Here is a 26,573-nt window from a genome sequence, read left to right as displayed (position 1 = left end):
ATGAATTATACACGGTGTTACCACACGTTTTTAATTCGGATAAATCGATAATCTTATTTGATTATAAGAACCTTTAGGATTTCCAAAAGCAAATAAATACGCATTCATTCCGTTTTTATTCAGCCATTTTATTCCGTCTCGATAAGTTCCATCATCTTTTGGGTTTTCAGACTGCATTTCCGTAAAGGTTGGTTCTCCGTACTTTTCAGTTAGCATTTCAGTCAGTTCTGTAAATTTTTTCTTAAACGCTTTTTTTGTTTTCAAATTTTGTTTCTCAGTTTTGAAACTTTTCTTTTTTAAGTCATTCCACTCGTAAGTAGTAACTCGGATTGTACTGTCTTTTGTATAGTAGTAACCAACTTCAAGTGAAAAGTTCGGTTTTATAATCCGTTTAAAGTCTCGAGAAATTTCAAGTTCATAATTGTCCTTATTCGGATAAATATTTTCTCCAAGTCCAACTTTATGTGTTCGAGTAATATCTTCGGATTTCAGGCTTTTTTCAAGTTCTAGTGCGTAATTCAGATTCAGATTTTCATAATTAAAAACCCGTTCATTTTGGAATACTTTTTTTGAAGTTCCGCATCCAACTAATAAAGTCAGGAAGATAATTGATATGACGATTGTTTTTCTCAAATGTGTGGTAACGGTTGGGCTATGATTTCGGCGTGGATAAATCCGTAGGATTTGTCCGCAGAGAAATCAGGTTTGTTAAAAGTAAGAAAAGTTCTTTAAATTAAGCATGAAGCCACGCTGAATTATAGCCGATGTTGTGCATAGTTTTTTATTCCGCAATATCTATTATCAGACCTTTGCGTGTTAACCTATAATTTGGGCCTGATTTTATCAGACTTTTGTCTTTAATTAATGTTTTCAATTCAGTTTCTTGAATTCCATTAACGTTTACTATTCCATTTGTTTTGAATTCGGCTCTGATTTTCATTAAAGTCTCTAACATAGTGTCATTGAAATAAGCATTTCCACACACATAAACTTTTTTGTTCTTTTCAATTACGGATTCCAATTTCTTTTGAAGTCGAACTAAGTTCAAAATCATTAAATGCAATTTTGAAGCTTTATAGTATAATTTCATTCGTTTTCCTTTGTAATCCACTTCAACTAAATTCAGTCCATTTTCAATTGGTTTATTTTCATATTCTCCAATTAGAAAATCCAAATCTTTTTTTATTCCATCTGTCAGCATTTTTATACCGTCCATTGGAATTTCATTGTCAGAGAAAGCATTGAATTTTGTCTCAAATTTATGTTCAATTTTCAGCGTATGATTTCGCAAAAAAGCATAAATTTCAGAGGACTCATTCCAAAATATTCTGTCTTGAAATTCTTCATTTTCTATAATCTGTATGTAAATGCCTCTGTTCATTTTAAATTATGCACAACGGTTTTGTGTATGATTAGTGGCGTGTTTAAGCCACTAATTTAGCAAATACAAACCGAATAGAAAATCCGCGAGGATTTTCGTAAGCAAGCTCGAACTAGCCATTAATTATACACGGTGTTGCCACCAGTTTTTATTTTTATCAGACTCAAAATCAAAAGTCCGATTAATATAATATTTGTCCAAAATGCAAAACTTTTCATTTGTTCACTTTTGTCCGTTTTAAATGTCAATTCCTTCGCAATTGCTATTTTGTCTTGGTCAATATTTTTATTTTCTGTTATTTTAAAATCAAACTCACTTTCTTTTTCTGTAACAACATTTAAGTAATCAATTTCGCCGCTTGCGTTTTTTCCAACAAGCCAAAATTCAGTTGTTCCATCATTCTCGAACCAAAAGTCAGACGTTTTATTTGGCTTTAAATTTTTGTTAAAAGTTACATAATTTCCTTTTCCGTTCCATTCGTTGTCCCAAAAAGCTATAGAATAAATTTTTAAGTTTTTATCAGTAAGATTTTCAGTCCGAACATATACTGGCGTTGAAGCACCAAATGAGTTGTCAAACAATGAATTCAATCCTAAAGCAGAAAGACCGATTACAATTCCGAAAATTGTAAGCATTTTTAAACCACTCTTTTTGTCAGATGAAGCAAAATATCTAATCAGTAAAATTAGAATAAGTAAAAAAGCTGAAAATAGTAGTATGTTCATTTTTTAAATTGGTGGCAACTATTTAGTAAACGTATTTTATTGCGTTTATTTCTTATTTGTAAATGTATTAAATTTCCCAATCTTTTCGAAAGGACTTTCAATATTTATGAGATTAGTTGTACTTACATGGGTGTAAATTTCTGTAGTCTTAGAGCTGTTGTGGCCTAACAGCTTTTGTATGTATCTGAGATTTGTTCCAGCATCCAAGAGATGTGTCGCAAAGGAGTGTCTTAAACTGTGAACCGTGGCTGGCATAGTAACACCAGCTTTACGCTTGGAACGATTAAAGACTTGCCTTATGCTTGAAACGCTATATTGACCGCCATTTGGTCCTTCAAATAACCATTGCTTTGGTCTGTATACCCTATAATAAGCCCTTAGCTGTTCCAACAAGCTGGGAGATAACAACGTTATCCTGTCCTTTTTCCCCTTGGCGTTTCTGACCCAAACACGCATATTGGAAGAGTCTATATCCTCGACTTTTAAGTTGGTGCATTCGGATATTCGTAGTCCACAACCATATATAATGGAAAGTATAGTTTTATGCTTAATATTTCTTGTGGCATGCAATATGGAAGACACTTCTTCCATGGACAGAACTTTAGGTAAGGTCTTTGCCTTTCTGGGCCTACAAAAATCATAAGATACCTTGGGAAGGTTCAGGACCTTCTCTATATAGAATTTAATGGCGTTTATGCTCTGGTTTTGGTAGGATGCCGATACAGTATGCTTGGTTACCAATTCTTTGTGATAGTGCATTATATGCGATGTGGTGACCTGATGGAGTGGCATTGGGTGAATGTATGCAAGGAACTGCTTAAACATGTGCATATAGGTCTTAATGGTGTTCGGGCTGTACTTTTTTAAGGTAAGTTTTTGATGCATCAAATCCATCGCCAATTGATAATCAGCTTTGGCAACAGCTATATTTTGACTTGGTATTGGGAACGAATGCATTTTCATGGTACAAAATTGATGTTATATAATGATTTAACCGTATATTTAAACGTTTATATACGTATATAAACGTCTAAAAAAAAGGATTATGAAAATGAAATTCTGTTTGTCCTGTAGCAAGGAGTTGGTAGGGAGAACCGATAAGAAGTTCTGTGATGCCCAATGTAGAAGCACCTATCACAACCAAAATCGACCACAGCACGAAATCACCATCCAGAAAATCAATAGTATTCTTCGAAGGAACAGGAGCCTATTGGCCCATTTTTGTCCAAGTGGAAAGAGTACTGTTAGGAAAGATGTGTTATTGCAATCTGGCTATAGCCTTGAGTTGTTCACCCATATATATCCATTTAAAAATGGGATCTATTATTTCTGTTATGATTATGGTTTTCTCCCAATAAAAGATGATAAGGGGGTAGAAAAGATGCTTATTGTACAGAAACAGGATTATATGGATAACCTAATATTCAATCCTTGGGAATCTTTATCTTGAATGTTACCAATTACCGATCTAAAAATATTAGTGAGTTTGGGCTAAATATGGTCCGTTTAATAAACAAAAAACCTTTTAATCGTACATAAATCGTACATTATTAGAAATGAAAAATCCGTAATCATTTAATTTTAAATGTATTACGGATTTTATCTGTACTCAAGGTGGGAATCGAACCCACACTCCCGAAAGAACTGGATTTTGAATCCAGCGCGTCTACCAATTCCGCCACTTGAGCAATTTTGGACTGCAAAAATATATATTTTTTTGAAATTACACACAAAAATACTAAGCAATATACTTTTTAGGTTAAAATAAATACATAAATTTGCACCTCATTTAAAAACAGGTGTGGTTTTTGCGCCTAAAACAATAAAGTAAAAATGCCTATTGTGATAACAGAAGCTAAAATTTTCGCTTGCACACAAAGTAAAGTGCTAGGTGAAAAAATTGCAAAAGCCTTTGGAGCAGAGCTGGGCAATGTTATTACCTCTACATATAGTGATGGAGAATTTCAACCATCTTATGAAGAGTCTATTAGAGGAACGCGAATTTTTATTATCGGTTCAACAAACCCTGGGCCTGAAAACCTAATGGAGATGTTGTTGATGATTGATGCGGCAAAGCGCGCATCAGCAAGGCATATCACTGCGGTTTTACCTTATTTTGGATGGGCAAGGCAAGATAGAAAGGATAAGCCAAGAGTGCCTATTGCAGCAAAATTGGTTGCAAAAATGTTGGAGGCTGCTGGTGCAACCCGTATAATTACTATGGACTTGCATGCCGATCAAATACAAGGGTTTTTCGAGAAACCAGTAGATCATTTGTTTGCATCCACCATATTTTTGCCATATCTAAGAAGTTTAAATTTAGATAATCTAACTATAGCATCGCCAGATATGGGAGGTTCAAAAAGGGCTTACGCCTATTCAAAAGCTTTAAAAAGCGATGTGGTAATTTGTTATAAGCAACGTGCTAAAGCTAACGTTATTTCCCATATGGAACTCATTGGAGATGTAACTGGTAAAAACGTGGTTTTGGTTGACGATATGGTCGATACCGCAGGAACTTTAACTAGAGCGGCCGACTTGATGATGGAGCGTGGTGCATTAAGCGTAAGAGCTATTTGTACGCATCCACTTTTATCAGGAAAGGCTTATGATAATTTAAACAATTCACAACTGGAAGAATTGATAGTAACCGATTCTATTCCTGTAAAGCCTCTAAGCGATAAAATTAGGGTGTTGAGCTGTGCAGAATTGTTTGCCGAAGTGATGGAAAAAGTACATAACAACAAGTCTATCAGTTCAAAATTTGTAATGTAGTTTAAAAGCTACCTTCAATAAGAGTAATAATTATTAACTATAAATTTTAAAAATGAAATCAATTACAATCAACGGATCTCAAAGAGAAAGCGTGGGCAAAAAAGCAACAAAAGCCTTACGTAATGCTGGTCAGGTTCCTTGCGTATTATACGGAGGAGATAAGCCACTACATTTCTCTGCACCAGAATTAGCTTTCTCTAAACTTGTATACACGCCTAATGCGCATACAGTTGTGATTGAGCTAGACAACGGTACAACATTAAATGCTGTACTTCAAGACATTCAGTTTCACCCAGTAACTGATAATATTTTACATATAGATTTCTATCAATTATTTGATGATAAAGAAATCTCGATGAATATTCCTGTTCGTCTTGTTGGTAACTCTCGTGGTGTTAAAAACGGTGGTGTTTTAAGAAAAAACAACAGAAGACTGCGTGTTAGAGCATTGCCTGCTAACTTACCAGATTTTATTCAAATCGATATTACACCTTTAAAAATTGGTGATAATATATCTGTTGGTGATTTACCAAAAGATAACTACGAGTTTCTACACACCGATAATACAGTTGTTTGTCAGATTAAAACGGCCAGAACGGCAATTCTTGATGATGACGATGACGAAGAAGAAGAAATTGAAGGAGAAGAAGGAGCTGAAGGAGCAGAAACTCCAGCAGCTGAAGCACCTGCGGCTGAAGAATAGGCTTCTATTTCCTTATAAAATTAAAAGCAAAAATCTCTTGAAGAATTCTTCAAGAGATTTTTTTTGTTCATAGATTTTATAAAAATCTATGAAAAAGAGATGGGGGCAAATTAAACTAAATTAAATAAGCAAGAATATTTATGGAGATGATTGCTATGACTAAAATCACTAACCCGATAAAACAACATTTTTTCAGAATATCATTCTTTTTATCCATTAGTACATTCATGTTTTTTAGGTTTTTAATATTTTAAAACTCTGCACCATTACGGTGCAGAGTACTTAAAAAAATCCTCTCTCAAAGAATTAATTAATAGCACCATAAAAGTACGGCGTACTAAAAACAAAAAAAATACGCACTTCTACGTATTTTTAGTTGTGACCCATAAAAAAACAAAGGCCCTAAATCATTACAATTTAGAGCCTTCTATAATTCTCCCTAAGAACTAATTAATAGCACTGTAAAGATAACTAATATTATCGATACTTAAAATACGCACTTCTACGTATTTTATAAGCAATTACAAATAATCTTTGTTTAAGTTTGCCCAAATGGAAAGCGATGTGGGTTTGTTGTCTAAGTTTAACTTGTGAACAATATTGCTTCTATGCTTATCAACGGTCCTTACAGAAATAGATAGTTCGTTGGCTATTTCTTGGCTAGTTTTGTTTTTTGAAACCAGTTTCACAATTTTAATTTCAGCTTTTGTGAGCAATTCCAAAACCTCTGGTTTTTTTTGTAGGTTGCTTTTGCTCAAATACTCGACTATTTCTTCACTAAAATAAGGTGTGCCGTTTTTTACGTGGTTTATGCACGTTTCTATTTCTTCAATGGCGAAATCTTTTAAAATATAGCCAAATACATTAAAAGCTTTGGCCTGATCATAAAGGTCTTCTTCCTTATCAAAGGTTATCAAAATAATTTTAGTGGGTAAATTATTTTTTTTGCATTGTTCGGCAATCTCTAGCCCTGTTTTAAGTGGCATTCTAATATCCAAAATGGCAATCTCTGGTTTGTGCTTAACAATAAGGTTGTATGCAACGTTTCCGTCTTCAGCACTGCCTACAATATCGTAGCCTTTCGAATTTAAAAAGTCGGTAAGACCACGCAGCATAAGCGGATGGTCATCTGCTATTACAATAGAGGTGTTCATTAAGGCTTAGAGAGTGGTTTATTAGCTGTTCAGTTATATTTTTAAATATAAATATTTCTTTTGATAATCAATTACGGCTTTAGCTTTTTTTAAAATATCGGCACCAATAATGCCATCAACAGGTTTTGAATTATGTTCGGTAAGTGCAGTGTTTACATGTGTTAGGTTAAATAAAACCAAAACAACTTTGTTATTAGACCATTTGCCGATTTTTATTTTGTTTTTCTTTGCCATTTTGGTTTCCATATTAATAGCTCCTGCACCGGCAGCCTTTATTATGGAGTCTTCTGCGTTAAGCTTAAAAGTATCAATACCCTCAAAATCTACGCACGAACTTGATGCCCCTGTATCAAGAATAAAGCGTCCTTTATTGCCATTAATGGAAGCTTTTATTTCAAAATGATTGGTTTTGGTAAGATGAAGCTTCACCTTGGTATATCCTTTTTTAAGAAGAAACTGCTGAAGGGTTTCTTTTTCTGGCATCTTTCTGTTTTTTTAAAAAATAAAAATAGGGCAATAAAAATAATTAATATCCCAAAAAAGATATAAATTATAAGGGAACAATGTTTTTCTGCTTCTAGATTACCATAGTACACGAAGGCACTCCAATAGTATGGCGATTTTTTTGTGTTGCTTATCGATTCGTTTTCAAGATAGGTGATTTTTGATTGGGTGTTGGCCACAAAAGCCGATTGGTGTTTATTGAATTCCTCATAAAACGATTGCATAATTTTAGCCGTGGATAAATCGTTTATCTGCCAAAGTGAAAACAGTACGTTTTGTGCTCCTGCATATTGAAAACCGCGGGCAATGCTCATGGCACCTTCCGATTTGTATAGTTTGCCCACTCCCGTTTCGCAGGCGCTTAAAATTACTAATCTAGAGTTGAGGTTTAAACCGTAAATTTCGTTTAAAAGTATATTTTCATTGTAGAATGAAAGGCTTGCCGGAGAAACAAAATCGCCGCTTTGAGCATGGGTGGATAAATGCAAAATGGGGTAATCGTTACTTTTTTCAATAAAATTTTCTTTGCTGGCCGCTTCATTCATTAAAATAGTAGCTTGCATGTTATTCTTAATGGATTCGGCTTCTTGTTTTGAAAAATTTAAAGATTGGTTGCTGCCCTCAAAAATGGGAAAAATACCCAAAAGTTTATTCTTATTTGCCGATGCCGAGGTATTTAAATACATAGCTATACTCGAATTGTAAGCAATACAAGTGGAAAAAACCACAAACGGCATTTTTGAAAAGGCAGTTGAGGTTGTTTCTTGGGTTAAAAGTGCATCAAAAGGAATGAAATTCAACAATCCATCAGGAATAATAACAACATTTTTTATATCGTTTAGTGCTGCTAATTTTAAAAGTTTATACAGTCCAAAAGCTTGTTCGGTATAGTTTGAAATATTGTTGTTGATTGTCTTCGGGTTGTTAAAAAGATTGATGAAATCAACAATGCTTTTTTCGACGGCAGCACCTTTTTTAATGCGATTTAGGTGTATATCGTTATCTGAAACCACAAATTGGTAAATATGCTTTTTACCATAAAAATACGCTGCCAAAATGGCTTGGTCTTTTTTGAGTTTATGTTGCAAGTCTTTTAAAGAAAAGACATTATCGTTATTGGGATATTTCTCCGAAATGTAATGTTTCAATGCTTTAATAGAAATACTTAATTCGTTTAGCTGTTTGTTGAATTGATTGATTTTTGAAACACGATTGTCTCCCAATTGCTCTTTAACCAATAAACTGGTAATGTGTTCTTGTTTTTTGAGAAGCTCGAATTCGCGCTGTAAAAGTGTATCGTTGGGAAACTTCTTTATCTGCTGTTTTTTAAAGAACATATCGCTTAACGAGGTAGCCTTACTCTGTTCGGCGTATTGCAATGCTTTAATTACAAATGTAGTGTCTTTGGATGTTGTATAGGCATTAAATAGTAAATCAATACATTTTTCGCTCCTAATTCTGGTGGCCGTTTGGTTTAGTATTTTGGTTTCTTGTGCCGTCCAATTATTTCGTAACAAGTCTGAAACATAAAAACTGAGGTCGAAGTATCGCAATGCTTTAAAGGTGTCTGGTTCTATTTCGGCATACAAATCAAAAATGTCAATAAAGGTGTTTTCGGCATGTAAATCTTCTTTTTGTGGCAGTGTTTTACCACTGAGATTTGGTATTAGAGTTTTTATAGCACTATTTAAACTTTTTAGAGCTGTATCATTTTCGCCCAATAATGTTAGAAGTTGGGCTTCTTCCAAGTGCAGTTTTGCTAAATAACGAGTAGAAAGCTCTTTGCTAGAAAACCGTTCAGCCTTGACATCTTGAAAAATTTTAAAAGCCATTTCATAGTTTTGGTTTTGTAACGCTAACCTGTGTTTTTTTTCACTGTCAAGAGGAACGGGAACATCTTCATCGCTCGAAATCTCACCAAGGGCCATTTGGCTATCAATGTTTATTTCAATTAGTTTTTGTTTTTGAAGTTTTGTGGAATTGGGGTTATCAATATATGATGAAGTTAATTTTATAACCGTTTTGTGCCGCCCAAGGGTTTGGTATAATTTCGACAGGTTAATAGCACCACTAATTTGGTGTTTGAAATTTTCACTTTTTTCGGCTAAAAAAATATACTGTTTTATAATGCTTTCGGCATTGGTGAAATCATTTGTTTTGGTGTACAGGTTGCCCAAAGGAATCATGCAACTTTCAATAATATCAAAATCTGAAATACTTGAAAGATGATGCTGGTTAAAGCGTTTTAATGCAGCTTCAAAAGTGGAAATGGCATCTCTTAATTTTGATTCCGACTCTAAATAGAACCCTTTATGGCATTGTAAAAAAACCATGGCCAAATGTTCGTCTTTGGTCTGAATTTGCTTTTTGAATTGGACTTCTTTCTGACTTAATATTTTTAGAGAATTTTCATTTTTATTGACCATAAACGTTTCTGCCGCGACATAAATTTGCTCTTCCAGATTTTGCGAAAAACCGAAAGTGCTTAGGAACACAAAAAGAAAGCATAGTTTTTTCATTTTAAATGAGATGACAAAAGAGCCTTAGGCTCAAAACTTCCAAATGGCGTAAAATTGCCAATAGTTAAAATCATTATCAAAATTCATGATGTAGCGTGCGCCCAAACTAGGGCCAATACGGGCAAAACCCGCCGTGGCTTCAAACAACAAGCCTGTGCGAAAATTGGTAAAGGAGTTGCTCGCCTCGCTACTTTCTTCAGCGATTTCGAACACGGGCGCACCGGGCTGGACCCCTTCAAACCGTTCAATGAAAATATCTTGCTGTTGCTTTTCACTTACAGAAATGGAGTTTTGTAATCCTGCGCCCAAACCTATATAATTATTAATATTGTATCGCACTAATACTGGAATATCCCAATCAATATTTTCATATGAAGTATTGGTGGTGGTTCGTTGCCTAAAACGAAATCCAGATGCGTCTTGCACAATACCTTCTTCAATTTGAGTATAGGAATCGTATTTGTGAAAATTATTCATCAACTCCACTTGCCAATACCAACGGTACGATTTGTATGGCGAAAGGGTGACGCCAAAAAAGTAGCTTTCGGAATTGTTTAAATCTGAAAATGAATTGTAACCCACTTTGGCACCAATGGAGATGCCCGGCATAAACCGGGTAGTAGAATAATTGGTGATGATGGGTTCGTTTTTATCGAAAATAATGGCTGTGCGGCTTTTGGTTTTTTTCTTGTGGAAATCTTCAGCAAATTTAATCTTGTATTTTACAAAACCTTTGGTGCTGTCGTACTCTTTTACATTTTTTTGTTCGCTGCCCGGTAGGTAAATATTTTTAAAAGTGAAAATGGCTTGGGTGTCAGTTAAAGTGGTGTCTAAGCAACTGTACAAAACTTCACGTTTGGGGCAAATATCGCATTTGGGGTACATGTCAGTGACTTCTAAAGTTGATTTGTCCAGCATGTCGGGTATATCGGTTTCGAGTCGAATGGTGCGCGCTGGCCCTTCACCGTTGTTTTGGAATTTAATTTTATACTTCAGGGTTTTAAAACGCACCAAGCGGTAGTTCATTATAGTCCCGTTAGACGACATTTTATTGGGGTCGTGTGAGGTGACGATTTCCATTTCCATGTCTTTCACTTTGTGATTGTCGTAATTGGCATCGGGCACGTAAACGCCGCGTACCGAAATAATGGCACTGGTGTCTTTAACCATTTCGGGTGTGGTTTTCAAAGTAAAAAACATGTTGCGCTCTTCTTCGGGTTGCATACCGTCAAACTCCAAAACTTGCCAATTTCTGTATAGTGATTGCGCTTCAGAAATGGTAACCGGCAAATTGGTTTTTTCGGTAGAATCCTGTGGGATTTGCTGTTTATTAAGTCTGAATTTATTTGTTGATGCCAAAAAAGTATCGTCGTCATCTATTTTGCGGGTAAAAGCAAAACCTCCGGTTGAAAGCTTTTTTTCACCATGATAAGTTCGGGTGTCCAATATTTCAAAATTATCAGCTTTAAATTTCTGTTCATTGTAAAACAAATAGATTTTTCCATTAGTTTCGTAGGTTTTCGGATTTTTGTAGCGCACAATAAGCACCATATCTTGATCGGGAACGGGTTCGCGATTACGTTTTAATATGAAATCTTCTTCCATCGAGGCTGTTTCTTCGTAATCTTCAAAAACCGAATTTACATACACCTTTTTGGGTCGTGTGGTTGGTGGTTTTCCAGTGTCGTAATTATTGGTGGCCCAAAGTTTAACTTCGTATTCGCCTTTTTCTTTATAAATATGTTTGGGTTTCTCTTCGGTACTGAAGTGGCCGTCGCCAAATTCCCAGTAATGGGTATAGAACGCTTTTGGTGCACCGGCAATTTGTTGTAATTCTGGTGTTTCTGGAGTAAACGTTACTACGTTACCGTTAGTTTCAGCTTTTATTGTGGCGGTTCTGGCCAAGGTATCGTTAAGAATATCTTGAGCCGAAGCGCATAAAAAACTTGCCAAACAAAAAATTGTTAATAAGTAAGTTTTCATTTTAGATTTGTTTAGTGGTTGATAAATATACAAAAAGAGCCATTCAAGATGAGACAAACTACGATTTGATGTTTGTTATAATAACAATAAGATTTGCTATTACAATCAAAGCAATACAGATAAAGATTAATACGTAAACCATTTTCTTCATACTATTATATCAATCGAGATGCGATTTTGTTACCCTTAAAAAATAAAGCCAGAAACGTGGTGTTTCTGGCTTTTGTGAGTAGGTTAAAGTGAGGGCACCATTAAAAGTAGGTTTAAAATGGCAGATGTTTATGGTAATCCATTAATGATGGTTTCTAATTGTGATTGTGTTGTGATTGATGTTTCGCCTTCGGTAATGGTAATGACACCGTTTTCAACAATGGTTACGCCTTGAATGGCATACTTCCAGTCGTTTGCAGACTCTGTTACGAAAATCACGTGGCACTCCAACCCGATTGGGATTTGTCCGTAGTGCTCGCTAAATAAGCCATCCACGGGGTCGTAAGTGTCTAAGTTGGCCAGGCCAGTATCTTCACCATCGTAAGATAAAAATACAGAGCAATTGGTGTTGTCGTAACCTTCTGGCACATCAACCAAAATGGTTGTTTTTGGTCTTGGGTCGTTGTAAAAACGGTCTACATTACTCCAACCAAAATCGCCTATAAATGCGTAATACTGGTTGCCTTCGGTAAATACGCCGCGACCTCCTTGTGGCCCGGTTCCGTCTTCGTCTTTGTTTTCTTCCCAGGCTAGGTTGCCATCTTCATCAATGGCTCCCGTCCATAAAATCATTTCAGGGTCTGGGTCACCTGTTAATTCGGCCGGAATTCCTAATTGAATGGCGCAAGACGTTTCTAGAACTTCTTCGTTTTGTGTGGCTTCGATAAAAAACTCACCACCGGAAATTAAAAGAGCTTTGTCGCCGTTAGGCATAATACCCATAGTAGGTTTGTTGGTAAGTAACATATTGCCTTTACTAAAAATTTCGACAAATTCTAAATCGACTTGTCCTGTTACTGGACTTCCATTGGCGGTTAAACAAGAACCGTTAATACCAATGTTTACGCCGTTTTCTGAGGTTAAGTTTATCCAACCGTCTTCGGCATTAAACTGAAAGTTTTGTTTTAAGCCTTCTAAAGCTTCGTCTTGTAAATTTGAATAGTCTTGAGCCGAAGGATAAAAAATAATATCGGCATCGTCGTTGTTTTTGCTACAGCTTGTAAATACTAATGCTGCAAATAAAAGTGTTCCTAAAATGTGCTTAAAATTCTTCATGATAAATAGGTTTTAAAATTGTTATTCGTGTTTATATCAACAGGGCAACTTTTTTGTTACCCTGTTTTGGGATTTTTTTTCAGATTTTATTGTTGAGGTTGATTGATGATGATTTTTGAAACAATAGCATCACCAGAAGCAACGAGTTCAATCATTTTATCGGCATAAGCTTTATTGGAAGCATAGCCTTTAGCTTTACCGGTTTTGGTTTCCACTTCCCAGAAATAGTTTCTTTTGGTGTTGCTGTTCAATTCAGATTTTAAAACCAAATAGCTTTTTATTTCTTTACTTCTTACTACTTCGCCAGAGCTTGAAAGTGCCATCATGTTTTGGGCTTCTTTTAGAGACAAAGCAGTTCCTGAGTAAGTGCTTTTTGTGGTCTCTACTTCCCATTCGAAAACCTGGGCAATAGCATCTCTTGTAATTTCTATAGCTTCAACGCTGTTAGGGGTCTCGATTTTGTTTGTAGCGTTTGCATTTAAAATGGATATGGCTACGATTACGATAGTTAAAATTGAATGTCTCATGATTTCTAAAATTTTATGGATTAATTAATTTTTGTTTTGCCGTTTTGGCTGTTACACCCTTATATCAAAACCCTTTGAAAATTGTTACCCTTTATTTTGAAAGTTTTTTTACATTAGTAGCAAATACAAGGGCTAATGGGCGAAAAAAAAATTCACGAAGACCAGAAATACATCGACGGATTGTTAAAAAACAACTCGTTTATCATTCAAGCTATATATGATAAGTTTGTGCCCAAAGTGGTGAATTATATCAAGCAGAATAGTGGCGATGCCGACAAAGCTCAAGATGTGATTCAGGACACTTTAATAACCATTTACAATCAGGCCAGCCAAAAAAAATTACAGTTAACCTGTCCGTTTGATGCCTACTTTTTTTTATTGTGCAAGCGAAAGTGGTTCAACGAACTCAAAAAATCTTCCAATAAAGAGGTAACAATTAATGAGGAGGTGTTATCTAAAGATGACGACGCCCAAGAACTGGCTATCGAAACTTCGGTATTTGGTGAAAAGCAAGCCTTGTTTGCCAAAATGTTTAAAAAGTTGGGCCATGCGTGCCAAGATTTGCTAAAAGCTACTTTCAAAATAAAATCGATGGAAGAAGTGGCCAAAAGTTTAGGTGTAACCTACGCTTACGCCCGAAAGAAAAAATCGTTGTGCATTGGCAAGCTCACCGAATTGGTTCAAGGGTCGCCTAAATTTAACCAACTTAAAAATTAAAGTTATGGAAGACCAAAATTACATACTGTTTGAAGCCTACCTTGCCAACGAACTACCCAAGGAAGAAGCTGCCGAATTCGAAAACCGATTAAAAACGGATGCCGAGTTCAGCCAGGCATTCAATACCTATAAAGAACTGTCTGCTTTTTTGCAGCATGAATATGAAAACGAAGAAGCTTCAGCAGTTTTTAAAGCGAATTTAAAAAAGATTTCATCCGAGCATTTCAGTAAAAATACTGTTGCTGAAGAAATGGTAAAACCGAAGGCGAGAAAACTGAATTTTTATAAATACGCCATTGCCGCTTGTGTGGTTTTGCTTTTCGGAATTTTTATGTTTAACCAATTTTCAACGCCAACCTATTCAGATTATAATGATTATGGCGCCATCAGCTTAAGTGTCCGCGGCGAAAACGATCGACTTTTAAAAACGGCCGAAACCGCATTCAACAATAAAAATTTTGCTAAAGCAGAAGAAGCCTTTTCTGCGCTTTTAAATATGGACACCGATAATTCGGAGTTAAAATTGTATCGGGCCATTTCCAATATTGAATTAAATAATTTTGAAACGGCAGATGGGTTGTTGGAAGAAATTCGTAACGGAAATTCAGCATATAAAAATAAGGGGACTTGGTATTCAGCGTTGAGTAAATTGAAACAAAAAGAGAACGAAGCTTGTTTAGAAATTTTAAAAACCTTGCCTCAAGATGCCGATGATTATAACCGAGCACAAAAGCTGATGGATAAGTTGGATTAAAATTCTTGCGTCATATTTAAAAGTCGTCATTCCGAACCCCGATAGTTATCGGGAGATTGAATCTTTAAAATTAAAGTTGATGATTGTGAGATTACTTCGAAATAAAAATTTGTCGTAATGATGGTTGTTTATTGCTTTTTTTGGTGTTTACCCCATATTTAAGAAAACTAAAATAGATTTTGCAAAGCCGCTTTAATACAAGTGGCTTTTATATTTTTGCAGCATGATTATAACAGACACCCATACCCATCTATATAGCGAAGCTTTTGATGGCGATAGAACCGAAATGATAAACCGGGCCATAGAGCAAGGCGTATCGCGGTTTTTTATTCCTGCTATCGATTCAGAATATACCGAAGCCATGTTTCAGTTGGAAAAAGACTTTCCAGAAAACATTTTTTTAATGACCGGTTTGCACCCTACCCACGTAAAACCCGAAACTTGGGAAGAGGAATTGAAGCATGTTGAAGAGCTTTTGGAGCAACGACAATTTTACGCTGTTGGCGAAACGGGCATTGATTTGTACTGGGATACATCAACTTTAGAGATTCAGAAAAAAGCGTTCAAACGTCAAATTCAATTGGCGAAACATTACAGGTTGCCCATCGTTATTCATTGTCGAGAGGCTTTCGACGAAATTTTTGATATGCTGGAGGAAGAGAAAAGTGATGATTTGTTCGGAATTTTTCACTGTTTCACCGGAACGTTGGAGCAAGCCCAACAAGCGTTATCTTATAATTTAAAATTGGGCATTGGTGGTGTGGCGACTTTCAAAAATGGAAAGATTGATAAATTTCTCAATGAAATAGACTTAAAACATATTGTGTTGGAAACCGATGCTCCGTATTTGGCACCAACGCCATTCCGCGGCAAACGCAACGAAAGTGTTTATATAGTTAAGGTGTTGGAAAAATTGGCAACAATATATAATAGGTCTGTGGAAGAAATTGCCGAAATTACCACTCACAATTCAAAAGTCGTTTTTGGCGTATAATTTATGGAAAGTAAAAAACCAAACATACTCCTTATATATACGGGCGGTACTATTGGTATGGTAAAAGATGCCAAAACTGGGTCGCTAAAGGCTTTTAATTTTAAAAGCCTATTGCAGCAAATACCCGAATTACGATTATTGGATTGCCATATCGATACAGTATCGTTCGAGAATCCCATAGATTCCAGTGACATGAATCCAGATTATTGGGTTCAAGTTGCCGAAATAATTGAGGAAAACTATTCAGTGTTTGAAGGTTTTGTGGTGCTTCACGGAAGTGATACGATGAGCTATTCAGCTTCTGCGATGAGTTTTATGCTGGAGCATTTGGCAAAACCGGTGATATTTACGGGGTCGCAATTGCCCATTGGCGATTTGCGTACCGACGCCAAAGAAAATCTAATTACCTCCATTCAGCTGGCATCATTATATAAAAATGGGCAGTCCGTTATAAGAGAAGTGTGTCTGTATTTTGAATACAAACTGTATCGTGGTAACCGTACGACCAAATTGAACGCCGAACATTTTCAGGCGTTTGCTTCGTTCAATTACCCAGAGTTGGCCGAGTCTGGTGTACATTTAAAAATCAATAACAAGTACTTGTTTAGTCCCAATATTGACAATAAATTGCAGGTTCATAAAAAATTAGATTCGAATTTAGGCCTAATTAAATTGTATCCAGGCATTTCGGAAAATCTTGTGAAGGCTGTTTTTGCTACGCCAAACCTCAAGGCCGTAATTATAGAAACCTATGGTTCTGGAAATGCTACAACACAGCATTGGTTTATCGAGCTTTTAAAAGAACAAATAACAAAAGGCATACATATTATAAACGTCACCCAATGCTCTGGCGGGAGCGTGATGATGGGCCACTACGAAACCAGTAGTAAATTAAAGGAGATAGGTGTGATTTCGGGCAAGGATATCACCACAGAAGCAGCACTGGCAAAACTCATGTATTTATTGGGGAAAAATAATTTTGAAGGTAAAACGTTCAAAACCATATTCGAAACGCCTTTGCGTGGAGAAATCTCATAAAATTAACTGTCAAAATTTTAGCAATCAAAGATTTTTTCGTTATTTGAACCCCGTAAATTAAGATAATTAATATACAGAGAGGTGGCCGAGTGGTCGAAGGCGCACGCCTGGAAAGTGTGTATACTCCAAAAGGGTATCGAGGGTTCGAATCCCTTCCTCTCTGCTGTTATTTTTACTCTTAATTGCTTTTTTTTTAATATCTTTAACACTTTAACTAATAAAATTAAGATCTAGAACATGAAAAGATTATTTTCAATCCTTGCCATCACTGGAATTATGGCATTTGGAACGGTTAATGCAACGACAATTGCGAACACGAATGCGGCTGTTACAACTACGGTAGCTGTAGCTCAAGAAGAAGATGAAGCACCAGCGGCTGAAGAATCATTAGGATTTCACCAAGAATTAAAAAAGCGTTTTATTGAAGGAGGTCCTGGGTTTATGGGTATCGTGCTTTTATGTTTAATTTTAGGATTAGCAATTGCCATAGAAAGAATTATCTTTTTAAATCTTTCAACAACCAACACCAAAAAATTAACACAACAAGTTGAAGATGCATTGTCTTCTGGAGGAGTAGAAGCTGCAAAAGAAGTTTGTAGAAATACAAAAGGACCAATCGCCTCTATATTCTATCAAGGATTGGACAGGACAGATGAAGGATTAGAAGCTGCCGAAAAAGCGGTTGTGGCTTATGGCGGTGTTCAAATGGGACAATTAGAGAAAAATGTATCATGGATTTCATTATTTATCGCATTAGCACCGATGCTTGGTTTCATGGGTACAGTAATTGGTATGATTCAAGCATTCGATAAAATTGAAGCAGCTGGAGATATGCAGCCTTCATTAGTAGCTGGAGGTATTAAAGTAGCACTTTTAACTACAGTATTTGGTCTTGTGGTAGCTATTATTCTTCAAATTTTCTACAATTACATTATTGCTAAAATTGATAGTATTGTTAATGATATGGAAGACGCTTCTATCACATTAATGGATCTATTGATAAGAAATAAAAAGTAATAGTAATATAGAAAACTAAAAATTATGGGTTTACATAAAATATTAAAAATAGTAGCCTTTGCTTTAGCTATTATTGGTGCGATTTTTGCGCTAATGATTATGGCTGGAGATGAAGAAAGTGCACAAAATATGAGCGGAAACATGCTGTATGTAGCCTATGCAGTTTTGGGTATCGTACTTTTATTGGTCGTGCTGTTTGTATTAAAAGGCTTGTTTGCTGGAAATATTAAAAAAACACTGTTGACCGTAGGTATATTTTTGGCCATTGTATTTATCTCATATGGTATATCCTCAGGTACAGATTTAAACTTGAAACCGTTTATAGATAAAGGTGCAGATGTAACAGAATCAACATCTAAAACTGTTGGGGCAGGTCTATATACATTTTATATCCTTGCTATTCTAGCAATTGGGTCGATGTTATATGGCGGAGCAAAAAAAATATTTAATAGATAAATTATGGCAAAAAGAGCAGCACCAGAAGTAAATGCAGGCTCCATGGCCGATATTGCTTTCTTATTACTGATATTCTTCTTGGTAACAACAACTATTGAAACCGATGCTGGATTAAATAGAAAATTACCGCCTATTGAAGAAACAGAACCTCCTATCATTAAGCAAAAAAATATTTTTACGGTTTTATTGAACGGTAAAGATGAGTTGCTTGTTGAAGACGAAAGGATGGAACTGAAAGATTTAAGAGAAGCAGCCAGAGCGTTTTTAGATAATGGTGGCGATGGATCATGCGATTATTGTAAAGGGGAAAAAGATCCAGCATCTTCTGATAATCCAGATAAAGCTATTATATCTTTAAAGAATGAACGTGAAACGACGTACAAGGCATATATTGCCGTTCAAAACGAACTTGTAGCTGCGTATAACGAATTGAGGAACAGAAGGGCTGAAGAACTCTATGGGGAATCGTTTACAGAAATGGAAGCTAACCATAATGATGTGAATTGGCCTGGAAATAAAGCAAAGCTTAAAAAACAAATTGAGCAAATAAAGCTAGATTATCCTCAAAAGCTGTCGGAAGTACAATAAGATTATAATTTAACATTCAACAATATGTCGAAGTTTAAAAAGAAAAAATCGGGCGCTTTGCCTGCAATATCAACGGCCTCGTTGCCCGATATTGTTTTCATGTTATTATTCTTTTTTATGGTGGCCACAGTAATGCGCCAAAATACCTTAAAAATTGAAAATAATTTACCTTATGCTGACCAAGTGGAAAAGCTTGATAAGAAAGATTTGGTAATGTACATTTATGCAGGAAAGCCAAGTGCCAATTATAAGCAATATGGTTCAGAAGCCAGAATTCAGTTGAATGACGATTTTGCCAATGTGAGCGACATTGCGTCTTTTATTGCCGAAGAGCGCGCATCAAAGCGAGAAGAATTGGTGCCCTTTTTAACAACAGCATTAAAGGTAGATAGTGATGCTAACATGGGGCTCATCGGAGATATCAAATATGAATTGCGTAAAGTTAATGCACTTAAAATAAACTATACTACTAAAAAAGGTAGTGTGCTAGAAAATCAATAATTTTACACTCTTAATTTTATATTTAAGGCGTTTTGGATTTATTCAAAACGCCTTTTGGTTTTAATAGACTTAAGTTAAATATAAATGCTAAATTTGATTGTCTAAATATCAATTTCTGAATGAAACGTTTTTATTTAATTGTGTTTTTACTTTTCATAAACCTTTGTTTTGCACAGGATAGGGGAGAAACAGAAGTTGATTCGCTATACAAAGAAGACCATTTTTACGCTGGAATAACGTATAACCTTTTGGGAGATAGGCCTACAAGTGTTAGGCAAAGTGGGTTTTCGTTGGGCTTCCATTTAGGTTTTATTAGGGATTTACCTATTAACGATAGAAGAAATTGGGCTATAGGTATTGGTTTAGGGTATTCAGCAAATACGTTTAACCAAAACTTATTGGTTAACAAAGACAATACAGCTACCTTCGATTACAGCATTATTGGAAATCGCGATACGTTTACCAAAAATAAATTCACTTCACATTTTGTAGAGCTCCCTATTGAAATTCGTTGGCGAACCTCTACGCCAACCGAGTACAATTTTTGGCGCATTTATACCGGCTTTAAGCTAGGATATGGCTTTCTATATACCGTAAGGCATAAAGGCGATTTAGGAGACTTTAAATATAATGATAACAGTGATTTTAATAATTTACAATATGGCCTTACGCTAAGCGCTGGTTATAATACTTGGAACCTTCATCTTTATTATGCATTGAACCCTATTTTTAATAAAGATGCACAATTGAATGGTTCTAACATAAACATGAACGCTATAAAAATAGGTTTGATGTTTTATATTTTATAGGCTAGAAAAAATGGACAGCCAGAATTCTTGAAATATGAGCAGGGCCCGATTTAGATGTTGCAATAGCCGGTTTTTTGTAATGCCTGCAATGCTCTATATACTTCACAGCCAATAATTAATTAATAGTATTTGGGGTAAAATACCAAAAAGTACACCTAGAATAAGTTCTTTGTAATTGTGTGCCCTTAAGTGTAAACGCGATGTAGCAACGGCACCCATTACCACGCAAGTTAAGGCTAGTGTACCATTAATATTAACACTAAAGTGAATACTAAGTACCACAAAAAATAGAAATACCGAGGAAACACCAACCATATGTAAACTGACTTTAAAGTTCGTTATTGCCATGATTAAACATGCCATATTTGAAATAAGTATACCAACAAAGAAAAAATAAAGTTCAACAGCTAAAGTAGGTGTAATTAGGCGTTGCAATACTACTAAGAGTATAGCGCTGTAAAGTATTAACGGATAAATGCGCTCTTTAGTAGATTTAAGGTAAACCGAGTTAACTTTACCTAAAGTCCGTAAAAGAAAATAAACTAAAATGGGTAATATAACAGTTAAAATGCCCAGCGCAATTAACTTGCCGTAAACAACCTCTTTTGCTATAAATCTAGGAGAAATTCTGAAGTAATACCATGCTGCAAAAATGGGCATTAAAAGCGGGTGGAAAATGTATGAAATACTTTTTAGAAGCTTATCCATTATATTTTTTTGCGTAATCGTGCTACTGGAATATCGAGTTGCTCCCTGTATTTAGCAACGGTTCGTCGGGCAATGGGATAACCTTTTTCTTTTAAAATGGAGGCTAAATTTTCGTCGGTTAATGGTTTTTTCTTGTTTTCCTCATCGATTACCGTTTCCAATATTTTTTTGATTTCCCTAGTAGAAACATCTTCACCTTGATCGTTTTTCATGGATTCTGAAAACAACTCTTTTATTAAAATGGTACCATAAGGTGTATCGACATACTTGCTATTGGCAACGCGCGATACTGTTGAAACATCCATGTCAATTTCGTCTGCAATATCCTTAAGAATCATGGGTTTTAAGTTGCGTTCGTCACCTGTTAAAAAGTATTCTTTTTGGTAGTGCATAATCGCACTCATGGTTACAAAAAGAGTTTGTTGGCGTTGTTTTATGGCTTCAATGAACCACTTTGCAGCATCTAGCTTTTGTTTGATGAAGAGGACAGCATCTTTTTGCGATTTGGTCTTGTCTTTAGCGTCTTTGTAACCTTTCAGCATATTGTTATATTCTCTCGAAACATGTAGTTCTGGTGCATTTCTACCATTAAGGGTAAGCTCTAATTCACCATCAACAATTTTTATGGCAAAGTCTGGGACAACATGTTCTACAATACGGTTATTACCCGAATATGAACCTCCTGGTTTTGGGTTTAAATGTTCAATTTCCGATATGGCACCTTTTAACTGTTCTTCTGTAATATCAAATTTTTGAAGCAGTTTTTTGTAATGTTTTTTGGTGAACTGGTCAAAGGCATCGTCTATAATATCTATAGCTAAATCGGTGTCTACCGTTTTTTCTTTGCGGTGTAATTGGATGCTTAAACATTCTTGGAGGTCTCTAGCGCCAACACCTGCAGGATCTAGTTGGTGTACTTTTTTGAGCACCTTTTCAATATTTTCTTCTGTAGTAAATACGTTTTGAGTAAAAGCGAGGTCGTCCATAATATCGCTCAAGTCTCGACGAATATAACCGCTTTCATCAACGCTACCTACCAAAAACTCTGCGATGTCGCGTTCTTCATCATTTAATCTGTAGGTATTTAATTGATTGAGTAAATGTTGTGTAAACGAGGTGCCTGCAGCATAGGGTATTGTTTTGTCGTCGTCATCATTACTATAATTGTTAGAGCGCGTTCTGTAATCTGGAACTTCGTCATCACTTAAATACTCATCTACATTTATTTCATCAGCGTCAATGGTTTCATTGTCGTTGTAATCATCGTCAGAATTGTCAAAATCAGACTCCAAATCATTAGGTGCTTCATCTTTACCACCCTCTAGAGCTGGATTGTCTTCCAACTCTTGCTTCAAACGCTGTTCGAAGGCCTGTGTTGGCAACTGTATCAATTTCATCAATTGAATTTGTTGTGGTGACAGTTTTTGCGATAATTTAAATTGTAAATGTTGTTTAAGCATGGTTCGATTTAAGCGTATTACTCAATGATAAAATAAGCAATTTATTTGTAACTCAGGTCTTTTGTTTTTTTAACATATGTTAAAATTCGGCATTTTGCGGTGTTCTTGGGAAGGGTATAACATCCCTAATATTGCTCATTCCTGTGGCAAACATAACCAACCGTTCAAAACCTAGACCAAAGCCAGAATGCACCGCAGTTCCATATTTTCTTAAGTCTAAATACCACCAAAGTTCTTCTTCGGGAATACTGACGGCAGCCATTTTTTGTTTTAAAATATCCAAACGTTCTTCGCGTTGTGCGCCTCCAACAATTTCGCCAATACCAGGAAAAAGGATATCCATAGCACGAACGGTTTTACCGTCGTCATTTAAGCGCATATAAAATGCTTTGATATTTACTGGATAATCAAATAAAATTACGGGACATTTAAAATGTTTTTCAACGAGGTAGCGCTCATGTTCACTTTGTAAATCGGTGCCCCAATCGTTAATGAGGTACTTGAATTTCTTTTTCTTATTGGGTTTGCAATTACGTAAAATGTCAATGGCTTCGGTATAACTAACGCGTTTAAAGTGGTTGTCGGTCACAAAATTTAACTTTTCTATTAAAGTCATGGTACTGCGTTCTGCCTGCGGTTTCGTTTTTTCATCATCTTGCAGGCGCTTATCTAGAAACTCTAAATCTTCACGATTATTGTCTAAGATATATTGTATGACCGATTTCATGAAATCTTCGGCCAAATCCATGTTGCCAGCCAAATCCATAAAGGCCACTTCGGGCTCAATCATCCAAAATTCAGCCAAATGGCGCGATGTATTTGAGTTTTCGGCTCTAAATGTTGGCCCAAAGGTGTATACTTTTCCTAAAGACATGGCGTAGGTTTCGGCTTCCAATTGCCCAGAAACAGTTAGGTTGGTTTCCTTTCCAAAAAAATCTTTGGTATAATCGATATTTCCATTGTCATCTTTTGGAGGATTTTTTAGATTTAGACTGGTAACTTGAAACATTTCACCGGCCCCTTCTGCATCACTACCTGTAATTACAGGCGAGTGCATATAGTAAAACCCGTTGTCATTGAAATACTTGTGAATAGCAAACGATAGAGCAGAGCGCAAACGCATAACGGCACTAAAGGTATTGGTTCGGGTACGCAGGTGTGCGTTTTCCCTTAAAAATTCGAAGGAATGTTTTTTAGGTTGAATAGGGAACGTTTCAGGATCTGAATCGCCTAAAACTTCCAGTTCCTTAACCTGTATTTCTACTTTTTGTCCTTTTCCTTGGCTTTCTACCAACTCGCCTTTAACATGAATGGCGGCTCCGGTAGTGATGCGTTTTAAAAGGGCTTCGTCAAAGTTTTCAAAATCTACTACACATTGTATGTTATTTAGGGTTGATCCGTCGTTTATGGCTATAAAGCGGTTGGCTCTAAATGTTCTTACCCAACCTTTTACTTCAACTTCAGTAATGGTAAAATCTTCGGTTAATAACTGTAAAACTGTTTTGGCTTGCATGCGTGAAAATTTATACTGTAAATATAAAGGTTTCAGCTATGAAAATTCAAATTCTGGATTTCAAAAATTGTGAATTTTATACTTGCAATTATTGCTCGTCGTCGTCTTCCTCAGGAATAATATTAATAGAAGGTTTTCTGAGCACTTGTTTATTGGCAATGTTACGTTCTAAGGATAGCAATAGCGACGGCAACAGTAGTAAGTTGGATAACATAGCAAAGAGTAGCGTTGCAGAAACTAACGCACCTAAGGCAACTGTGCCGCCAAAGTTTGAAATGGTAAATACCGAAAAGCCAAAAAACAGAACGATAGATGTGTAAAACATACTCACGCCCGTTTCGCGTAAAGCCCCGTAAACTGAAACTTTAATTTTCCAGTTATTAGCCTGTAATTCTTGGCGGTATTTGGCCAAAAAGTGAATGGTGTCGTCAACCGAAATACCAAAGGCAATACTAAATACCAAAATAGTTGACGGTTTGATAGGAACGCCCAGATAGCCCATTAATCCTGCAGTTACCAATAGCGGTAATAAGTTGGGGATGAGCGAAATGATAATCATTCGTGCCGAACGGAACATATAAGCCATAAAGAGAGCGATTAAAAGTATAGCCAACGATAAGGAAATTGCTAAATTTTTAACCAAATATTTTGTGCCTTTTTGGAATACCAAGGCTTTTCCTGTCATCGTAACGTCATAGCGTTCCTTAGGGAATACCTTGTCTATTTTTGCCTGAAGATTTTCTTCAATACGTTCCATTTTATCGGTGCCAACATCCTTCATGAAAGTCGTGATTCGGGCATATTGTCCGGTGCTGTCCACGAAATTTTTCAGTAAATCTACATTTGATGATGAATTTTTGGCGTATGAGAGTATAAAGCTGTTTTCTTGTGATGTTGGTAACTGATAAAATTTGGTATTGCCATTGTAGTAAGCTTGTTTAGAATATTTTACTAAACCAACAATAGAAATGGGTTTTGAAAGCTCGGGGGTTTCAACAATGAGTTCTTCCAGCTCGTCCATGTGTTTTAGGGTAGAGCGCTTCATTACCCCTTTTTTACGCTTGGTATCTACCATAATTTCTAAAGGCATGATACCGTTGAACTCCTCTTCAAAAAATCGGATATCGTTCACAAATTCCGATTCTTGGGGCATATCTTCAATCAAACTCCCAGAAATTCGAATTTGATATATGCCAATAATACTAATGGCCAATAAAATAACGGCCGTAAAATAGATGGTAATACGCCTGTTGCGAACCATACGCTCCATCCAATCTACAAAACCACCAATCCAGCGTTTGTTCAAGTGTTCTAAATGGCGATCTTTTGGAAATGGTAAAAACGTATATACAATGGGTATAATGAGCACACATAACATAAAAATGGCTAAAATGCTCAACGAGGCTACAACACCAAACTCCTTTAATAATTTGCTTTCCGTAAGAATGAAAGTAGCAAAACCAGAGGCCGTTGTTACATTGGTCATTAGCGTGGCGTTGCCGATTTTGGTAATAACTCTCTGTAAAGACTTTACCTTATTGCCATGAAGTTTAACTTCATGCTGGTATTTGTTGATTAAGAAAATACAATTAGGAATACCAATGACAATAATTAGTGGAGGAATAAGTGCTGTTAAAACCGTTATTTCGTAGTTTAGAAAACCAATAATACCAAGAGTCCACATAACCCCAATACACACTACTATTAAAGAAATAAAAGTAGCCCTGAACGATCTAAAAAAGAAAAAGAATATAACCGAGGTTACCAAAAGTGCAGCAAAAATGAATTTGCCAATTTCGTCAACAATATTTTTAGAGTTTAGCGTACGGATGTAAGGCATACCCGAAACGCGGACATCCAGATTATATTTGGCCTCAAAAGTTTCAATTTTGGGCATTAAAACATCAATCACAAAATCTTTTCTGGCGGCCGTGTTTACAATGTCCTTTTTTAAGTAAATAGCACTGCGAATGGTTTTGGTTTCCTTATTGAACAAGAAATTATCGTAAAACGGATATTTTTTAAAAAGATCGTTTTGCAGGGTTTCAATTTCAGATATGGACTTAATGCTATCGGTAATAAAAGGCTCCAGTTTAAACTTTTGGTTTTCGGTATCCTTAACAAGTTTTTGAAGGTCTTTTATAGAGATAACGGTTTCAACCGCGTCATTGTTCTTAAGACTGTTTGAAAGTTTGTTCCAAGCATTTAGCTTTTCAACAGTAAATAAACTGCTGTCTTTTACACCAAGCACAATAAGGTTGCCTTCTTCGCCAAATGTTTCTAAAAAATTACTGTAGGTAATATTGGCTTCGTGATCGTCAGGTAGTAAATTGGCCTCGGTATAAGAGAGCCGCATGTTATCCCACTTTTGGCTTAACAGAAAAGTTGCTATAATAATACCAGCAAGTATGATGATTTTATTACGTAAAACCAACCTCGCAACAACATCCCAAAAGTCTTTTGTAAAAAGTTTTAACATGC

The 26,573-nt window shown here is 35.9% G+C and carries 26 protein-coding genes and 2 tRNA genes; 13 read left to right on the top strand and 15 right to left on the bottom strand.

Features of this window, described 5'->3' with window-relative positions; genetic code table 11:
* Positions 1 to 30: 30 nt before the first annotated feature.
* The 4 genes from GSB9_01922 to GSB9_01919 form a co-directional block, all read right to left on the bottom strand.
* A complete protein-coding gene (locus GSB9_01922) occupies positions 31 to 633 on the bottom strand; it encodes a hypothetical protein (protein ID UKM65356.1) in 603 nt (200 codons plus the stop codon).
* A 148-nt stretch (positions 634 to 781) separates the two neighbouring features.
* Positions 782 to 1,381, bottom strand: coding sequence for a hypothetical protein (locus tag GSB9_01921; GenBank protein UKM65355.1), 600 nt, complete (start codon positions 1,379 to 1,381; stop codon positions 782 to 784).
* A gap of 119 nt (positions 1,382 to 1,500) precedes the next feature.
* The gene (locus GSB9_01920) at positions 1,501 to 2,016 is read right to left on the bottom strand and encodes a hypothetical protein (GenBank protein UKM65354.2); all 516 of its coding nucleotides are present in this window, start codon (positions 2,014 to 2,016) and stop codon (positions 1,501 to 1,503) included.
* Between the two features lie 135 nt (positions 2,017 to 2,151).
* The gene (locus GSB9_01919; GenBank protein UKM65353.1) at positions 2,152 to 3,069 is read right to left on the bottom strand and encodes a site-specific integrase; all 918 of its coding nucleotides are present in this window, start codon (positions 3,067 to 3,069) and stop codon (positions 2,152 to 2,154) included.
* An 82-nt stretch (positions 3,070 to 3,151) separates the two neighbouring features.
* Between GSB9_01919 and GSB9_01918 the strand changes: the two genes are divergently transcribed.
* Positions 3,152 to 3,556: a hypothetical protein gene (locus GSB9_01918; protein ID UKM65352.1), complete on the top strand. Its 405-nt coding sequence runs from the start codon at positions 3,152 to 3,154 to the stop codon at positions 3,554 to 3,556.
* Positions 3,557 to 3,712: 156 nt separating this feature from the next.
* Here GSB9_01918 and GSB9_01917 read toward each other — a convergent pair.
* Positions 3,713 to 3,794: transfer RNA gene (locus GSB9_01917), tRNA-Leu, on the bottom strand.
* 145 nt (positions 3,795 to 3,939) lie between these two features.
* On the opposite strand from GSB9_01917, the gene GSB9_01916 reads away from it, so the two are divergent.
* Both GSB9_01916 and GSB9_01915 read left to right on the top strand, forming a co-directional pair.
* Entirely contained in the window at positions 3,940 to 4,881 is a 942-nt protein-coding gene (locus tag GSB9_01916) for a ribose-phosphate pyrophosphokinase (GenBank protein UKM65351.1), read from the top strand.
* Positions 4,882 to 4,933: 52 nt separating this feature from the next.
* A complete protein-coding gene (locus GSB9_01915; protein UKM65350.1) occupies positions 4,934 to 5,584 on the top strand; it encodes a 50S ribosomal protein L25/general stress protein Ctc in 651 nt (216 codons plus the stop codon).
* A gap of 521 nt (positions 5,585 to 6,105) precedes the next feature.
* Here the strand turns inward: GSB9_01915 and GSB9_01914 are convergent.
* From GSB9_01914 to GSB9_01909, 6 genes are all read right to left on the bottom strand, one after another.
* Entirely contained in the window at positions 6,106 to 6,738 is a 633-nt protein-coding gene (locus tag GSB9_01914) for a response regulator transcription factor (protein UKM65349.1), read from the bottom strand.
* A gap of 33 nt (positions 6,739 to 6,771) precedes the next feature.
* Positions 6,772 to 7,221 carry a retroviral-like aspartic protease family protein gene (locus GSB9_01913; GenBank protein ID UKM65348.1) on the bottom strand — a complete coding sequence of 150 codons (450 nt, stop codon included), beginning with the start codon at positions 7,219 to 7,221 and terminating at the stop codon, positions 6,772 to 6,774.
* Positions 7,164 to 9,761 (bottom strand): CHAT domain-containing protein, encoded by a 2,598-nt coding sequence (locus GSB9_01912; protein UKM65347.2) that lies wholly within the window; start codon positions 9,759 to 9,761, stop codon positions 7,164 to 7,166. The genes GSB9_01913 and GSB9_01912 overlap by 58 nt, the downstream gene beginning before the upstream one ends.
* Positions 9,762 to 9,791: 30 nt before the next feature.
* On the bottom strand, positions 9,792 to 11,714 hold the full coding sequence (locus GSB9_01911; protein ID UKM65346.2) for a PKD domain-containing protein: 1,923 nt from the start codon (positions 11,712 to 11,714) through the stop codon (positions 9,792 to 9,794).
* A 309-nt stretch (positions 11,715 to 12,023) separates the two neighbouring features.
* Positions 12,024 to 13,010, bottom strand: a complete 987-nt coding sequence (locus tag GSB9_01910) for a hypothetical protein (GenBank protein UKM65345.1) — start codon at positions 13,008 to 13,010, stop codon at positions 12,024 to 12,026.
* Positions 13,011 to 13,096: 86 nt separating this feature from the next.
* Positions 13,097 to 13,537 carry a hypothetical protein gene (locus GSB9_01909; GenBank protein UKM65344.1) on the bottom strand — a complete coding sequence of 147 codons (441 nt, stop codon included), beginning with the start codon at positions 13,535 to 13,537 and terminating at the stop codon, positions 13,097 to 13,099.
* A 135-nt stretch (positions 13,538 to 13,672) separates the two neighbouring features.
* Here GSB9_01909 and GSB9_01908 point away from each other — a divergent pair, with 135 nt between their 5' ends.
* The 10 genes from GSB9_01908 to GSB9_01899 all read left to right on the top strand — a co-directional run bounded on the left by GSB9_01908 (position 13,673) and on the right by GSB9_01899 (position 20,411).
* Positions 13,673 to 14,254: a sigma-70 family RNA polymerase sigma factor gene (locus GSB9_01908; protein ID UKM65343.1), complete on the top strand. Its 582-nt coding sequence runs from the start codon at positions 13,673 to 13,675 to the stop codon at positions 14,252 to 14,254.
* 4 nt (positions 14,255 to 14,258) lie between these two features.
* Positions 14,259 to 15,008 (top strand): hypothetical protein, encoded by a 750-nt coding sequence (locus GSB9_01907; protein ID UKM65342.1) that lies wholly within the window; start codon positions 14,259 to 14,261, stop codon positions 15,006 to 15,008.
* Between the two features lie 223 nt (positions 15,009 to 15,231).
* Positions 15,232 to 16,002 carry a TatD family hydrolase gene (locus GSB9_01906; GenBank protein UKM65341.1) on the top strand — a complete coding sequence of 257 codons (771 nt, stop codon included), beginning with the start codon at positions 15,232 to 15,234 and terminating at the stop codon, positions 16,000 to 16,002.
* A gap of 3 nt (positions 16,003 to 16,005) precedes the next feature.
* Positions 16,006 to 17,040 (top strand): asparaginase, encoded by a 1,035-nt coding sequence (locus GSB9_01905; GenBank protein UKM65340.1) that lies wholly within the window; start codon positions 16,006 to 16,008, stop codon positions 17,038 to 17,040.
* 75 nt (positions 17,041 to 17,115) lie between these two features.
* Positions 17,116 to 17,203: transfer RNA gene (locus GSB9_01904), tRNA-Ser, on the top strand.
* 74 nt (positions 17,204 to 17,277) lie between these two features.
* The gene (locus GSB9_01903) at positions 17,278 to 18,057 is read left to right on the top strand and encodes a MotA/TolQ/ExbB proton channel family protein (protein ID UKM65339.1); all 780 of its coding nucleotides are present in this window, start codon (positions 17,278 to 17,280) and stop codon (positions 18,055 to 18,057) included.
* A 24-nt stretch (positions 18,058 to 18,081) separates the two neighbouring features.
* Positions 18,082 to 18,513, top strand: coding sequence for a hypothetical protein (locus GSB9_01902; protein UKM65338.1), 432 nt, complete (start codon positions 18,082 to 18,084; stop codon positions 18,511 to 18,513).
* Positions 18,514 to 18,516: 3 nt separating this feature from the next.
* Positions 18,517 to 19,101: a biopolymer transporter ExbD gene (locus GSB9_01901; protein UKM65337.1), complete on the top strand. Its 585-nt coding sequence runs from the start codon at positions 18,517 to 18,519 to the stop codon at positions 19,099 to 19,101.
* 24 nt (positions 19,102 to 19,125) lie between these two features.
* Positions 19,126 to 19,602: a biopolymer transporter ExbD gene (locus tag GSB9_01900; GenBank protein ID UKM65336.1), complete on the top strand. Its 477-nt coding sequence runs from the start codon at positions 19,126 to 19,128 to the stop codon at positions 19,600 to 19,602.
* A 119-nt stretch (positions 19,603 to 19,721) separates the two neighbouring features.
* Positions 19,722 to 20,411, top strand: a complete 690-nt coding sequence (locus tag GSB9_01899) for a PorT family protein (protein ID UKM65335.1) — start codon at positions 19,722 to 19,724, stop codon at positions 20,409 to 20,411.
* 102 nt (positions 20,412 to 20,513) lie between these two features.
* Here the strand turns inward: GSB9_01899 and GSB9_01898 are convergent, their stop codons facing one another.
* The 4 genes from GSB9_01898 to GSB9_01895 all read right to left on the bottom strand — a co-directional run bounded on the left by GSB9_01898 (position 20,514) and on the right by GSB9_01895 (position 26,571).
* A complete protein-coding gene (locus tag GSB9_01898) occupies positions 20,514 to 21,119 on the bottom strand; it encodes a hypothetical protein (GenBank protein ID UKM65334.1) in 606 nt (201 codons plus the stop codon).
* Positions 21,119 to 22,579, bottom strand: coding sequence for an RNA polymerase factor sigma-54 (gene rpoN, locus GSB9_01897; GenBank protein UKM65333.1), 1,461 nt, complete (start codon positions 22,577 to 22,579; stop codon positions 21,119 to 21,121). The genes GSB9_01898 and rpoN overlap by 1 nt, the downstream gene beginning before the upstream one ends.
* A gap of 79 nt (positions 22,580 to 22,658) precedes the next feature.
* The gene (gene asnS, locus GSB9_01896) at positions 22,659 to 24,092 is read right to left on the bottom strand and encodes an asparagine--tRNA ligase (GenBank protein UKM65332.1); all 1,434 of its coding nucleotides are present in this window, start codon (positions 24,090 to 24,092) and stop codon (positions 22,659 to 22,661) included.
* An 88-nt stretch (positions 24,093 to 24,180) separates the two neighbouring features.
* Positions 24,181 to 26,571 carry an efflux RND transporter permease subunit gene (locus GSB9_01895; GenBank protein UKM65331.1) on the bottom strand — a complete coding sequence of 797 codons (2,391 nt, stop codon included), beginning with the start codon at positions 26,569 to 26,571 and terminating at the stop codon, positions 24,181 to 24,183.
* Between the last annotated feature and the right edge of the window lie 2 nt (positions 26,572 to 26,573).

The organism is Flavobacteriaceae bacterium GSB9, from assembly GCA_022749295.1.
GTDB lineage: Bacteria > Bacteroidota > Bacteroidia > Flavobacteriales > Flavobacteriaceae > Flavisericum.
This window is presented reverse-complemented; position numbering and strand designations above follow the sequence as displayed.